The following is a 13,264-nucleotide window of genomic DNA, read 5'->3' as shown; positions in this document are numbered from 1 at the left end:
CCGGGCCGGGACGCCTCGGCCGCCTACACTGGCCCGCTGTGAACGAAACCCTCGGGGACGCCGCGCTCGTCCTCGTCTTCATCCTGCTGGGCGGGCTGTTCAACGTCGCCGAGATCTCGCTGATCTCGCTGCGCGAGGGCCAGATCCGGGCGCTGGAGGCGCGCGGCACCCGGCGCTCGGCCCGGGCCGCGCACCTGGCCGCGGACCCGAACCGCTTCCTGGCCGCCGTGCAGGTCGGCGTGACCTGCATGGGCTTCCTGTCCGCCGCGTTCGGCGCGGACACCCTGTCCGGCAAGGTGGCCCCGCTGTTCGTCCGGGCCGGAGTGTCCCAGGGGGTGGCGGACGCGATCGCCCTGGTCGGCCTCACCCTGGTGATCAGCTACGTCTCGCTGGTGCTCGGCGAGCTCACCCCCAAGCGGATCGGCCTGCAGCGCGCCGAGTCCATCGCGGTGGCCGCCGCCCCGGTGGTGGACGTGATGTCGGTGGCGCTGCGCCCGGTGATCTGGCTGCTGGGCCACTCCACCAACCTGATGGTCAGGCTGTTCGGCGGCGACCCGGCGGCCGGGCGCGGCTCGATGAGCTCCGAGGAACTGCGCGGACTGGTCGCCTCCAACACCGAACTGGGAAGCGACGAAAGGGCGTTGATCGCGGATGTGTTCGCCGCCGGGGAGCGCCAGCTGCGCGAGGTGATGGTCCCGCGCACCGAGGTGACCTTCCTGGACGCCGAGCGTCCGCTGGCCGCCGTGCGCCACCAGGCGGAGACCTCCCCGCACTCGCGCTACCCGGTGGTCGAGGGCAGCGCCGACGCGGTGGTCGGCTTCGTCCACGTCCGGGACCTCTACGGCGCCCGCGGCGAGCAGGCCGTCAAGGTCCGCGACCTGGCCCGTCCGGTCAAGCTGCTGCCCGGCACCAAGCGGGTGCTGGAGGCGATGGGCGAGATGCGCCGGGAGGGCCACCACCTGGCCATCGTGGTGGACGAGTACGGCGGCACGGCCGGCATCGTCACCCTGGAGGACCTGGTCGAGGAGGTGGTCGGCGAGATCCGGGACGAGTACGACCGGCCGGAGTCCGCCCCCACCCGCCGGCTGGCCGGCGGCGGCACGGAACTGGACGGCCTGCTGAACCTCGGCGACTTCGAGGAGGAGACCGGCGTCACCCTGCCCGAGGGCCCGTACGAGACGGTGGCCGGCTGCCTGGTCGCCTCGCTCGGCCGGCTGCCCCGGGACGGCGACCAGGCCCGGGTGCCGGTCGAGGGCGGCGGGGAGGTGCTGCTGACGGTGGCCAAGGTGGAGGGCCGGCGGATCGCCCGGGTGAGGGTGAGTGCGGTCACACCGGAGGAGCCTCCTGGGGCAGAGGTTTCCTGAGCGACCGGGGGAACTGGAACAATGGCCCGCATGGTCAACGCAGCGGTCACTGGTCCGGTCAAGGACCGTCCCCGGGTGCTCTCCGGCATCCAGCCCACCTCCGGCTCGTTCCACCTCGGCAACTACCTGGGCGCCGTGCGTCAGTGGGTCGACCTGCAGAAGGAGAACGACGCCTTCTACATGGTCGTCGACCTGCACGCGATCACCGTGCCGCAGGACCCGGTGACCCTGCGCCAGAACACCCGGGTCTCGGCGGCCCAGCTGCTCGGCGCCGGGCTGGACCCTGAGCACTGCACGCTGTTCGTCCAGTCGCACGTGCCCGAGCACGCGCAGCTCGCCTGGGTGATGAACTGCCTCACCGGCTTCGGCGAGGCCTCCCGGATGACCCAGTTCAAGGACAAGTCCTCCCGGTACGGCGCCGACAGCACCACCGTCGGCCTGTTCACCTACCCGATCCTGCAGATCGCGGACATCCTGCTCTACCAGGCGGACGCCGTCCCGGTCGGCGAGGACCAGCGCCAGCACGTGGAGATCACCCGCGACATCGCGGAGCGCTTCAACTCGCGCTACGCGCCGGTGTTCACGATCCCGAAGCCGTACATCCTCAAGGAGACGGCGAAGATCATGGACCTCCAGGACCCGGGCATCAAGATGAGCAAGTCGGCCTCCTCGGCCAAGGGCCTGGTCAGCCTGCTGGACGACGCCAAGGCCAGCGCCAAGAAGTTCAAGAGCGCCGTCACCGACACCGGCACCGTGGTCTCCTACGACGAGGAGCAGAAGCCGGGCGTCTCCAACCTGCTGCGGATCCACTCCGCGCTCAGCGGCCAGTCGGTCGAGCAGCTGGTCGCGCACTTCGAGGGCAAGATGTACGGCGCCCTGAAGACCGAGCTGGCCGAGCTGTACACCGAGTGGGTCACCCCCTTCCAGGAGCGCACCAGCGCCTTCCTGGACGACCCGGCCGAGCTGGACCGGGTGCTGGCGATCGGCGCCGAGAAGGCCCGCGCGGTGGCCTCCGAGACGCTGGCGACCGTGTACGACCGGATCGGCTTCCTCCCGGCCGCCAAGCGGTGACTCCGCTCACCCGTCTGCCCGGTGGTGAGGGGCTCCCGGAGCTCCTCACCATCGGTGTGTCCGTGAGCGTCCCGGACCCGCACGGCGCACGGATCCAGGACGCCCGGGCCGGCCTCGGGGACCCGCAGGCCCGCTCGATACCGACGCACGTCACCCTGCTGCCGCCCACCGAGGTGCCGGCCGAGGCGCTGCCGAAGATCGAGGAGCACCTGGCGTCGGTGGCGGCCGCGCACCGGCCGTTCCGGATGCTGCTGCGCGGTGGCGGCACCTTCCGCCCGGTCTCCCCGGTGGTGTTCGTCCGGGTCGAGGAGGGCGCGCAGGAGTGCCGGCTGCTGGAGGCGGACGTCCGCTCCGGCCCGCTGGCCCGCGAGCTGGCCTTCCCGTACCACCCGCACGTGACGGTCGCCCACGGCCTGCCGGACGACGTGCTGGACCAGGCGTACGAGCAGGCGCGCGGGTTCCGGGCGGCCTTCCTGGTGCCGGGGTTCTCGCTCTCCCGGTTCGACGCGGACGAGGTCTGGCGGCCCTGGCGGGACTACCACTTCTCCTGAAACCGGCGCCGCTCCTGAACCGGCACTGCTCCTGCACCGACACCACTCCTGCACCGACACCACTCCTGGACCGGCGCCGCTCCTGAGTCGCGGCTGAACTACCGCTCGGTGCGGCCGAGTTCGAGCATCCGGTCGACCACCCGCCGGGCCGCGCCGCCGTCGTCCAGGGCGCAGTGCCCGGCCCGGAAGCGCCGGTAGCGCTCGGCGTAGCCGGGCGGCAGCCCTGCCCCGCCGTCGGCGAGTTCGCGCAGTGCGGCGAGCAGTTCGGCCGAGTCGGGCACCAGCGGGCCGGGGGCGTCCCGCTCGAAGTCGAAGTAGAAGCCGCGCAGGGTGTCGCGGTAGTGCTCCAGGTCGTAGGTGAAGAAGTACATCGGGCGGCCGGTGATCGCGAAGTCGAACATGATCGACGAGTAGTCGGTCACCAGCACGTCCGCGATCAGCAGCAGTTCCTGCGGGTCGGGGAAGTCCCCGCAGTCGAACAGGAAGCCGTCGCCGGCGCCCGGTAGCGGGTCGCGCACGTGCGAGTGCGGGCGGACCAGCAGCACGTGGTCCTCGCCGAGCAGCCGGCGCGCGTGGTCGAGGTCCAGCCGCAGGTCGAGCCGGAAGCCCTCGCCGTCGCCGCGCCGCTGGTCCTCGCGCCAGGTCGGCGCGTACAGCACGACCCGCTTGCCCTCGGGGACGCCGAGCCGGCGGCGGACGGCCGCGGCGGTCCGCGGTTCGGGCCGGGCCAGCACGTCGCCGCGCGGGTAGCCGGACTCCAGGACCTCGCCGTCGTAGCGGAAGGCGCGCCGGAGGATCGGGGTGGCGAAGGCACTGGGGGAGAGCAGCAGGCTCCACTGCGGGGTCTCCCGGTCGAGCGCCTCCAGGTAGCCGTGGTCGGCCAGCCAGGGGTTGTCGACGTCGTGGGCGATCCGCTTCAGTAGCGAGCCGTGCCAGGTCTGCACCACGACCTGGCCCGCGCGGCGCTCCAGGAAGTCCGGGAAGTGGGTGTTGCCGACCAGGTACCGGCAGGTGGCCAGCGCGCGGTACCACTGCGGGCTCCAGATCCGGATCGGGACGACCCCGGGCGGCAGCTCGGCCTGGCCGTCGTCGACCACCCACAGGTGCTCCAACCGCTCGCCGCGGCGGACGAGTTCGGCGTGCACCGCGCGCGGGGAGTCGGCGTAGCCGCGGCCGCCGAAGACGTCGTACAGCACCGCCTCGCGCAGCGGCTCGCGGCGGGCGGCCGGGTAGTGCCCGGTGCGCAGCCGGGCCTGGGTCCAGGCGCTGCGCTCGGCGGCGTCGAGCACCGGGGTGGAGTCCACCAGCAGGGTGTCGTGCCAGCGGCGCTGCAGCAGGACGTCCTTGCCGCCGGTGGTCGCGGTGGCGGGCAGGGCGGGCAGGACGGCCGCGGCGGCGAGCAGCGGCCGGGCCGGGCCGGAGCCGTCGGCCGGCTCCAGGGCGGCCTCCCAGACGCCCTTGCGCAGCGGCAGCACGGCGCCGTCCGAGCCGGTGCGGGTGGCGGGCACCCGGACCCGGAAGCGGCCGTCCGGCTCGGGCTCGACCGGCGCGCGGACCTCGCCGGCGGTGCCGCCGTGCCGCAGGACCAGTTCCAGCCGGTCGGCGGCCGGGTCCGGGCAGTGGCCGGACAGTTCGAAGCCGCCGAAGTGGACGGCGATCCGGTCGACGATCCCGGCCGCGGGCTGGACGCAGACCTGGAGCCGGCCGTCGGCGAGGTGCTTGAGGTAGAGCACCCGGTCCGGGGTGTCCGGCAGCGGGTGCTGGCCGGCCACCGGGCCGCTGCGCTCGTCCAGGCAGAGCTGGTCGGTGCCGCCGTCGGGGCGCAGCAGTTCGGCGTCCCAGTGCTCCAGTTCGCCGCGGCCGCGCCCGTCGGCGGTGAACGGCCGGTACGGCAGGTCGACGGCGAAGGTGTTGCCGGTGCGGGTGAGCGGCCGTTCGATCACCGCGTCGCTCTGCCGGTGCCGCAGCCGCAGGACGGTGCCGCCGGGGCAGTGGTCGGCGGTGCCGGCCAGCCGGAGGCCGTCGGGGGTGGGCCCGGCGTGGTCGAGCCGGACGCCGGGGCGCTCCAGCCGCAGCCGCAGTCGGCCGTCCTCGAAGTACGGCTGGAGGCGTACCTCGCGGTCCACCCAGCGGGCGGGCGGGTATTCGCCGGAGCCGCACCAGTGGGGGGCGAGGGCGCCGTACTGGCGGCGCAGCCGGGTGGGGCGGGGGCGGGTGAAGAGGGTGGTCTCGACCTGCCAGTCGCCGAGCTGCCAGCGGTCGTCCTGGCGCAGCCGGGAGGGTTCCACCAGGGCGGTGAAGCCGGACCAGTCGTGGTTGTGTTCGGGCTGGGCGCTGTCGTCGGTGACCTCGGGCAGCCGGCGGGGCCGGGAGCGCAGGTGGAGCGGCGGCACCGTCCCGCGCTCGTGGCGCAGGGTCAGCCAGGTCCAGGCCGAGCCGGGGCGGCCCGTGTCCAGGTCCAGCGGGCGGCCGAAGCCGGTGAGCTCCAGTCCGCGGCTGTGCCAGCGGGCGCGCAGCAGCCCGAACACCACGTTCTCGTCGTCGGCCGACCGGCCCGTGCTCACCCACGGGGCGGCGTGCGGCAGGACTAACCGGGTGAGCGCAGACATGGTGCGGGGACCCTTCGGGGGGACGTCATCCCGGCGGTGGCGGTGGCCGGGAGGGCCGCGTTCCGGTGTCGACCGGACCGGGGCCGAATTGATATCCCATACCGGGAAGGCACCCCGGGTCAACTGCGGGGTTCGCAGAATATCCTTTGAAATTCGTCGACAAAACATCAGTTCGAGTGCAAAATACACGTAAAGGGCCGACACTTCCCAGGAAATTCCCAGAAAACACGGAGGCGCCCGGCGCGGATCGCGCCGGGCGCCTCGCGGCGTGCCGGTGGCTACTCCTTGCGGAGCATCGCGTCGACCACCCGGGCGGCGGCCTTGCCGTCGTCCAGGTCGCAGTACGCCTCGCGGAACGCGGCCGCCTTGTCCGCGTACTCGGCGGCGACCTCTTCCACCCGGCCGAGCGCGTCGACCAGTTCGGTGGAGCTGGCCAGCAGCGGACCGGGGGCCTCGGCCTCGAAGTTCAGGCTGAAGCCGCGCAGGTTGTCGCGGTAGTGCTCCAGGTCGTGGGTGAAGAAGAACATCGGCTTGCCGGTGTTGGCGAAGTCGAAGACGCTCGACGAGTAGTCGGTGACCAGCACGTCGGCGATCAGCAGCAGCTCCGCCATGTCGGGGTAGGTGCCGACGTCCCAGACGTAGCCGTTGCCGGCGCCCGGGATCTGGCCGCACATCAGGCTGTGCCGGCGCACCAGCAGCACCTGGTCGTCGCCGAGCGCGGCCTTGGCCGCCTCCAGGTCGATCCGCAGGTCGATCTGGTAGCCGCCGTTCGGCCGGCGCCGGTCCTCGCGCCAGGTCGGCGCGTACAGCACGACCTTCTTGCCCTCGGGCAGGCCGAGCCGCTCGCGGACCTGTTCCGCGGTCTTCTCCCGGTCGGCCGCGAAGAGCAGGTCGTTCCGCGGCGAACCGCTCTCCAGGATCTCGCCCTGGTAGTCGAACGCGCGCCGCAGCACCGGGGCCGACCAGCTGTTGCCGGCCACCAGCAGGCTCCAGTTCGGCACCTCGCGGGCCAGGCTCTTGAGGTACCGGGAGTCGGTGAACCAGACCTTCTCGAAGTCGAAGCCGACCTGCTTCAGCGGGCTGCCCTGCCAGGTCTGCACGACCACCTGGCCGGGGCGACGGACGAAGAAGTCGGGCAGGTGGGTGCTGGTGACGATGTACTTGGCCGTCGCCAGCGCCTCGAACCACTCCGGGCTCCAGAGCCGGATCGCCTGCGCGGTGCGCGGCAGGTCGGCCTGCAGGTCGTCGTTGCCCCACAGGTGCTCCAGCGGCAGGCCCCGGCGGACCAGCTCCTCGTGGATCGCCTTCGGGGAGTCGGCGTAGACGCTGTTGTTCCCGGCGTTGTACAGCACGGTGTCGCGCACCGGCAGGCGACGGGCGGCCGGGTAGTCGACGCTGCGGATCTGGCGCTGGCGGAAGCCGGCCCGCTCCTCGGGCATCAGCGCCGCGTGCGACTCCAGCGACAGGCAGTCGTGCTGGCGGCGCTCCAGCGCGATCCGCTTGCCGCGGGACTCCACCTCCACCGGCAGGGAGCCGAAGCAGCCCGGGGCGATCTGCACGTAGCCGTTCGGCAGGTCGACGCCGGGCACGCCGACCGGACGGAAGAAGACCCGCCAGGTGCCGTGGGCGAGCGGGACCCGCCCGGCGAAGGAGGCGGTCGGCACGGCGGGCAGCGCGGTGCGGAACCGGCCGTCCGAGATCTCCACCGGGTAGACGTGCTCCTCCTCGCGCCAGTGGTGCCGGACCACCAGCTCCCAGCGGTGCGCGCCGGGCAGCGGGAACGAGCCGCTCAGCAGGAAGCCGTCGGCGCCGCGCGCGGACACCTCGTCCACCACCGGCTGCAGCAGCTGGTCGGAGAACTGCAGGTGCCCGCTGGGGGAGGGCTTGGTGTAGATCGCCCGGCGCTGCTCGACGGGCGCCTGCGGGTCCAGCGGCAGGTGCAGCTGCTCGGGCGCGTTGCGGTCGTCCCAGACCAGCGGCAGGACGCCGCCGTCGGCCAGCACCAGCGCGCTGTCCCAGCGGTCCCGCACCCGCTCGGCGGCGACCGGGTCCAGTTCGGCCCAGGCCTCGCGGACGGCGGTCAGCTCGGCCACCTCGACGGCGGAGGTGAACGGCTGCAGGGTGCCGACCGGAGCGCCCAGCTCCAGCGGGAAGGTCAGCTCGCGGTCCGACTCGACGTGGGTGAGCCGCAGCCGGGCCCCGACGAAGCTCGCCCCGGAGCGGGCCGCGCCGGAGACCTCGATCCGGCCGTCCTGCGCGGCCAGGCCGGTCACCCGGGCCTTGACGGTCTCCACCTGCAGGTAGACGAAGTTGTCCCGGACCCACGGCACGATCCGCACGTCGGGCTCGACCCAGTGCAGCGGGATCGACTCGGCGGTGTCGCTCCAGCCCGCCGAGATCCGGCCCTTGTAGATCCCGCCCTTGCCTGCGCCGGCCACCAGGACGCGCCAGTGGCCGTCCTTCCACTGGCCGCGGTGCTTGAGCTTCTTCGGGTCCAGGGCGACGGTGAAGCCGGACCAGTCGCAGCTGTACAGGTCGTGGTTGCAGCTGGCGGTGGCCTCGGGGCTGTACTGGGTCTTCATCGGCACCGCGACGACCCGGCGGCCCTTGGCCTCGCGCAGCACCAGGGTGCGGACCATGTCGTGCTTGTTGGCCGCGCCCAGCTGCTCCGGGTAGGCGTGCCCGGTCAGCTCCAGCTTCCCGCCGACCCAGGCGCTCTGGTACAGCCGGCTGCGCATGACCAGCGAGTTGTCCAGCTTCAGCACGCCGGACGGCACGCTCTTGCGCCCGCCGCGCAGGAACGGGTAGTCCGCGTACGGCCGCAGCAGGCCGCGGGCCTGCACGCCGCCGCCGCTGTCGCCCTCGTACTTGATCTGCTCGACCAGCTCGTCCACGCGGTTCTGCAGGGTCAGGTGGTACTTCAGCCGCAGCGGCGCGCGCAGCTTGCGGACCTGCTCCTGGCCGATCGAGCGGAGCAGCCGGCTGACGTGCTGGACGTAGGCGTCCCGGTACTCCTTGTCGCCGTCCACGACGGACCAGAAGAACATCGGGATCTCCTCGACGAGGGTGTTCTCGTCGTAGGAGCGCAGGTACTCGGCGAAGCGCGGCTCGGTCTGCTTCTTCAGCCAGCCGCGGACCAGCTCGACCGAGGCGACCCGGTCGACCAGGCCCTTGGGGTTGGTGCGCATCTGGGTGATCGACATCTCGCCGACCTCGCGCTCGCGCCAGTGGTAGATCGGCTCGGAGAGCACGTCCACGCTCTTGGCGAGGTAGTGGTGCGGCACGCTGACCGGCGCGTCCTCGTACAGGATGCCCTCGGGGTACAGCAGGTCGGCGGCGTCGAAGAAGGACCGGCGGTACACCTTGTTCCACGCGGTGCGGTCGGTGACCAGCGCCGGGAGCTCGGTGATGTGGGTCTTGAGCCGGGTCTCCTTGAACGGCTTCACGTGCCCGCCGGACTGGTAGTAGCCCACCGCCCGGAACCGCAGCACGTTGCCGGTGCAGAAGTCCGAGCCGGTCTCCTCCAGCGTGTTGATCATCAGCTCGTAGGCGCTCGGCGGCATCGAGTCGTCACTGTCCACGAAGCACAGGAACTCGGAGTCCGGGTCGATGTGCCGGATGCCGGTGTTGCGGGCCGCGCCGAGGCCCTTGTTCACCTGCCGGACCAGCCGGAACCGGGAGTCCCGGGCCGCGTAGGCCTCGGCGAGCGCCGCGCTGCCGTCCTTGGAACCGTCGTCGACCATGACGCACTCGAAGTCCGTGAAGGTCTGGGCGGCGATCGAGTCGAGGCACTCGACGAGGTAACGCTCGACGTTGTAGATCGGAACGACGATGGAGAGGCGGGGAGCCATCGGCTACGCAGGCCTTTCTCGGGAGGAGCGTGGCAGCCCCGTGGGGGCCTTGCCGCACAAGGGATCGGTGCGTACGTGCGCCCCGATCCTACCTCCGGGGCCCGGTCGCCCCCGGGCCCACTACGCTGGGCCCCGTGCCCCGCTTCAGTGTCATCGTCCCCGTGTACCAGGTCCAGGACTACCTCGCCGAGTGCCTCGAATCGGTCCTCGGACAGGACGGACCGGACTTCGAACTGATCGCGGTGGACGACCGCTCGCCGGACGGCTGCGGCGCCCTGCTGGACGAAGCGGCGGCGGCCGACCCCCGGGTCCGGGTGCTCCACCTGCCGGAGAACCTCGGCCTCGGCCGGGCCCGCAACGCCGGCCTGGAGGTCGCCACCGGCGACTACGTGGTCTTCCTCGACAGCGACGACACCCTCACCCCCGACCTGCTCCGGGCCGTCGACGAGCGCCTCGCCGCCACCGGCGACCCGGACGTCCTGGTCTACGACTACGCCCGTGGCTACGCCGACGGCCGGATCACCCGGGCCGCCGCCGGGCACGTCTTCGGCGCCGCCTCCCCGGACGTCTTCGACCTCGCCGCCCGCCCCGACCTGCTCGACCTGCTCCAGGTCGTCTGGAACAAGGCCTACCGCCGCGGGTTCATCACCGAGCAGCGGCTGGAGTTCCCGGCCGGCTACTACGAGGACACCCCCTGGACGTACCCGGCGCTGCTCGCCGCCGCTTCCATCACCCTGCTGGACCGGGTCGGCGTGCACTACCGCCAGCGCCAGGAGGGCGGCAACATCCTGGCCACCGCCAGCCGCAAGCACTTCGACGTGTTCGCCCAGTACGACCTGGTCTTCGCCTTCCTCGACCGCCGCCCCGACCTGGACCGGTGGCGCCCCGTCGTCTACGGCAAGATGCTCAACCACCTCAACACCGTGGTCGCCAAGCCCGGCCGGGTCCCGCCCGGCGACCGCCGCGAGTACTTCCGCCGCGCCGCCGAGCACTGCGCCCGGCTGCGCCCGGCCGGCTACCGCCCGCCGGCCGGTGCGGACGGCGTGCGCACCGAGCTGCTCGGACAGGGCCGCTACACCGCGTACCAGGCCGTCCGCGCGCTGGCGAAGGCCCGCCGGCTGGTCAACCGCTGAGCCCGGGGGCCCGCCGGGCGGGCCCGCCCGCCGGAACCGGCCCGGGGATCCGGCCCGCGCCTGTCGGCCGTTCGGGGGACGGGCCGGTATAACCGGACGGGTGGACTTCCTGACCCGCCTTCCGGTCCTGGGCCCGCTCGTGGCCCGGGTGCTGCGCAGCCGCCCGTACCGGGTGTACGAGTACTTCTCCGCCGCCCGTGGCAACCGGCTGGCCGGAGCCGTCACCTTCTTCGGCTTCCTGGCCCTGTTCCCGCTGCTCACCGTCGGGCTGGCGATCGCCGTCGCGACGCTGAACGGCAGTCAGGTGGACGACCTCCAGCACCGCATCTCCGACCAGCTGCCGGGCCTGTCGGACGCGCTCAACCTGCCCTCCCTGGTCGCCAACGCGGGTGCCCTCGGGCTGGTCAGCGGCGCCCTGCTGCTGGTCTCCGGCCTCGGCTGGGTGGACACCATGCGCACCTCGATCCGGGACCTCTGGCAACTGCCCGACGAGAAGGGCAACCCGGTGCTGCGCAAGGCCTGGGACGTCGTGGTGCTGGCCGGCCTCGGCCTGGTGTCGCTCTTCTCGCTGGCCGCCTCGGCGGCCGGCACCACGCTCGCCGGGCGGATCGCCCACGCCAGCGGCTTCGACAGCGGCTACCTGCTCACCGCGGTCGGGGTGCTGATCGCCATAGCGTGCGACATGCTGCTCTTCGCCTACCTGCTGGCGCCCTTCCCCGGGATCACCGGCCAGCACCGCCGGGACCTCCTCACCGGCGCGCTGATCGGCGCGGTCGGCTTCGAACTGCTGAAACTGCTGCTCGCCTCCTACCTCGGCTCGGTCGCCGGGCGGAGCCTGTACGGCGCCTTCGCCACTCCGGTGGCGCTGCTGCTCTGGATCAACTTCGTCAGCCGGCTGCTGATGTACTGCGTGGCCTGGACGGCGACGGCCGACCCGGCGGACGCCCGGGAGCGCACCAGGGCGCACGGCCGGGCCCTGCTGGCCGCGGCCGACGAGTCCGAGGCCCGGGGCGCGGAGACGGCTAAGGCCCGGCCCCAGGACTGAGGCCGGGCCCGCGCACCGGGGATCACCCCCAGGTACGGCCCGCCGACCGGCGCCGCACGACCACCACGGCACCCACCGCCACCACGGCCCCGGCCACCACCGCCGACCAGCCGCCCAGGCCGAGCCCGTCGTCCCCGGCCGCCGCCGCGGGGCGGCCCGGCCCGGCCGAGGGGTGCGGCGGCGGGGCGGGGGACCCCGCGGCGCCGCCCGCCTGACCGGTCGGCTCCTCGCCGCCGGCCGGCTTCTCGTCGACCAGCCGACCGACCGGCCGCACCTTGCCCGCCGCGGCGAAGCCCCAGTCCAGCAGCTCGGCCGTCTCGTCGTACACCCGCTGGTAGCTGGCCGGGTGCATCACCGTCACCAGCAGGGTCCGCCCGCCCCGCTCGGCGGCGCCGACGAAGGTCGAGCCGGCGTTGGTGGTGGTGCCGTTCTTCACCCCGATCAGGCCGGGGTACTTGCCCAGCAGCCGGTCGGTGTTGGCGATCCCGAAACTGCCGCGCTGGCCGGTGTTCTTGTCGACGGCCCCGGGGAACATCGCGTCCCGGGTCGCGCAGTACATCCGGAAGTCCGCGTTGCCCAGGCCGGAACGGGCGAACAGCGACAGGTCGTACGCCGAGGACACCTGGCCGTCCATGTCGTAGCCGTCCGGGGAGATCACCTTGGTGTCCCGGGCCTGCAGCGCGTCGGCGCGGGCCTGCATCTCGTTGACGGTCGGCTGGATGCCGCCGTTCATGTGCGACAGGACGTGCACGGCGTCGTTGCCCGAACTGAGGAACACCCCGCGCCACAGGTCCTCGACCCGGTAGTCCAGGTTCTCCTTGATGCCGACCAGGCTGCTGCCGGGGCCGATGTTCTGGATCTCCTCGTCGGCGACCCGGTGCACCGCGTTGCGGTCGAACTTGGGCAGCACGGTGTCCGCGAAGAGGATCTTCAGGGTGCTCGCCGGGGGCAGCCGGAGGTGCGGGTTGTAGGCCGCCAGCACCTCGCCCGACGCGACGTCGGAGACTATCCAGGACTGGCCGGTGAGGTCCGTCGGCAGCGCCGGCGCCCCCGCCAGCGGATTGACCTGGACCCCGGGGAGCCCGAGCCGCTCACCGCCGACCGCGGTCGACGGGGGCGGCGCCTGCGGAGCCGCGACCGCCGCCGGAGCGGCGAGCAGGACCGGGAGGGCCGCGGCGACCGCGGCGAACAGCTGCGCGAAGGAATGACGGGGTGTGGACACCAGCTGACCGTACCCATCGCGGCGCCCCGCCGTCCGCCACACCGGACGGGTCCTCCGCACGAGGGGCCCGCCCTAGGCCGATCGGCGGCCCGCGCATACTGGGGAGGCACACCGCCGCCACCCTGCCGAGGACCGCCCCATGAAGCTCAGCCGCCGCACCTCCTGGTTCCTGACCGCCTTCGGCGTCTGGTCGATGATCATCTGGACCACCTTCGTCAAGAACCTGTGGAAGGACTCCGGCGGCCAGGCCTTCGTCAACGGCGACCACTCCCAGCCCACCGCCTTCTTCTGGATCCACCTCCTCCTCGCCGTCACCTCCTTCCTCCTCGGCATCGCCGTCGGCACCATCGGCCTCCGCGGCCTCCGCGCCACCCGCCGCACCCCGGCCACCGACTGACCGCTCGACCCCGTTGACGCC

The 13,264-nt window shown here is 72.9% G+C and carries 9 protein-coding genes; 6 read left to right on the top strand and 3 right to left on the bottom strand.

Features of this window, described 5'->3' with window-relative positions; translation table 11 throughout:
* Positions 1–38 precede the first annotated feature (38 nt).
* The 3 genes from ACZ47G_RS00495 (at position 39) to ACZ47G_RS00485 (ending at position 2,986) form a co-directional block, all read left to right on the top strand.
* The gene (locus ACZ47G_RS00495; RefSeq protein WP_380457933.1) at positions 39–1,364 is read left to right on the top strand and encodes a hemolysin family protein; all 1,326 of its coding nucleotides are present in this window, start codon (positions 39–41) and stop codon (positions 1,362–1,364) included.
* 30 nt (positions 1,365–1,394) lie between these two features.
* Entirely contained in the window at positions 1,395–2,435 is a 1,041-nt protein-coding gene (trpS, locus tag ACZ47G_RS00490; RefSeq protein WP_380457935.1) for a tryptophan--tRNA ligase, read from the top strand.
* Between the two features lie 62 nt (positions 2,436–2,497).
* Complete coding sequence (locus tag ACZ47G_RS00485; protein ID WP_465739277.1) at positions 2,498–2,986, top strand: 2'-5' RNA ligase family protein; 489 nt, start codon at positions 2,498–2,500, stop codon at positions 2,984–2,986.
* A 98-nt stretch (positions 2,987–3,084) separates the two neighbouring features.
* Here the strand turns inward: ACZ47G_RS00485 and ACZ47G_RS00480 are convergent, their stop codons facing one another.
* Both ACZ47G_RS00480 and ACZ47G_RS00475 read right to left on the bottom strand, forming a co-directional pair.
* Positions 3,085–5,595: a CDP-glycerol glycerophosphotransferase family protein gene (locus tag ACZ47G_RS00480; protein ID WP_465739276.1), complete on the bottom strand. Its 2,511-nt coding sequence runs from the start codon at positions 5,593–5,595 to the stop codon at positions 3,085–3,087.
* Positions 5,596–5,873: 278 nt separating this feature from the next.
* Positions 5,874–9,446, bottom strand: coding sequence for a bifunctional glycosyltransferase/CDP-glycerol:glycerophosphate glycerophosphotransferase (locus ACZ47G_RS00475; RefSeq protein ID WP_465739275.1), 3,573 nt, complete (start codon positions 9,444–9,446; stop codon positions 5,874–5,876).
* A gap of 134 nt (positions 9,447–9,580) precedes the next feature.
* Between ACZ47G_RS00475 and ACZ47G_RS00470 the strand changes: the two genes are divergently transcribed.
* Together ACZ47G_RS00470 and ACZ47G_RS00465 are read left to right on the top strand one after the other, a co-directional pair.
* On the top strand, positions 9,581–10,579 hold the full coding sequence (locus ACZ47G_RS00470; RefSeq protein ID WP_465739274.1) for a glycosyltransferase family 2 protein: 999 nt from the start codon (positions 9,581–9,583) through the stop codon (positions 10,577–10,579).
* Between the two features lie 100 nt (positions 10,580–10,679).
* On the top strand, positions 10,680–11,624 hold the full coding sequence (locus tag ACZ47G_RS00465; RefSeq protein WP_465739273.1) for a YihY/virulence factor BrkB family protein: 945 nt from the start codon (positions 10,680–10,682) through the stop codon (positions 11,622–11,624).
* Positions 11,625–11,646: 22 nt separating this feature from the next.
* Here the strand turns inward: ACZ47G_RS00465 and ACZ47G_RS00460 are convergent, their stop codons facing one another.
* Positions 11,647–12,846 (bottom strand): D-alanyl-D-alanine carboxypeptidase family protein, encoded by a 1,200-nt coding sequence (locus ACZ47G_RS00460; protein WP_465739272.1) that lies wholly within the window; start codon positions 12,844–12,846, stop codon positions 11,647–11,649.
* 139 nt (positions 12,847–12,985) lie between these two features.
* Between ACZ47G_RS00460 and ACZ47G_RS00455 the strand changes: the two genes are divergently transcribed.
* On the top strand, positions 12,986–13,243 hold the full coding sequence (locus ACZ47G_RS00455) for an SCO4848 family membrane protein (protein ID WP_380457949.1): 258 nt from the start codon (positions 12,986–12,988) through the stop codon (positions 13,241–13,243).
* The last annotated feature ends 21 nt before the right edge of the window (positions 13,244–13,264 follow it).

This window comes from Kitasatospora sp. NPDC030952 (assembly GCF_055571335.1).
This window is presented reverse-complemented; position numbering and strand designations above follow the sequence as displayed.

Coding starts and splice junctions, on each gene's coding strand:
- trpS (WP_380457935.1), top strand. CDS start 1,395: ATGGTCAACGCAGCGGTCACTGGTCCGGTCAAGGACCGTCCCCGGGTG.
- ACZ47G_RS00480 (WP_465739276.1), bottom strand. CDS start 5,595: ATGTCTGCGCTCACCCGGTTAGTCCTGCCGCACGCCGCCCCGTGGGTG.
- ACZ47G_RS00475 (WP_465739275.1), bottom strand. CDS start 9,446: ATGGCTCCCCGCCTCTCCATCGTCGTTCCGATCTACAACGTCGAGCGT.
- ACZ47G_RS00455 (WP_380457949.1), top strand. CDS start 12,986: ATGAAGCTCAGCCGCCGCACCTCCTGGTTCCTGACCGCCTTCGGCGTC.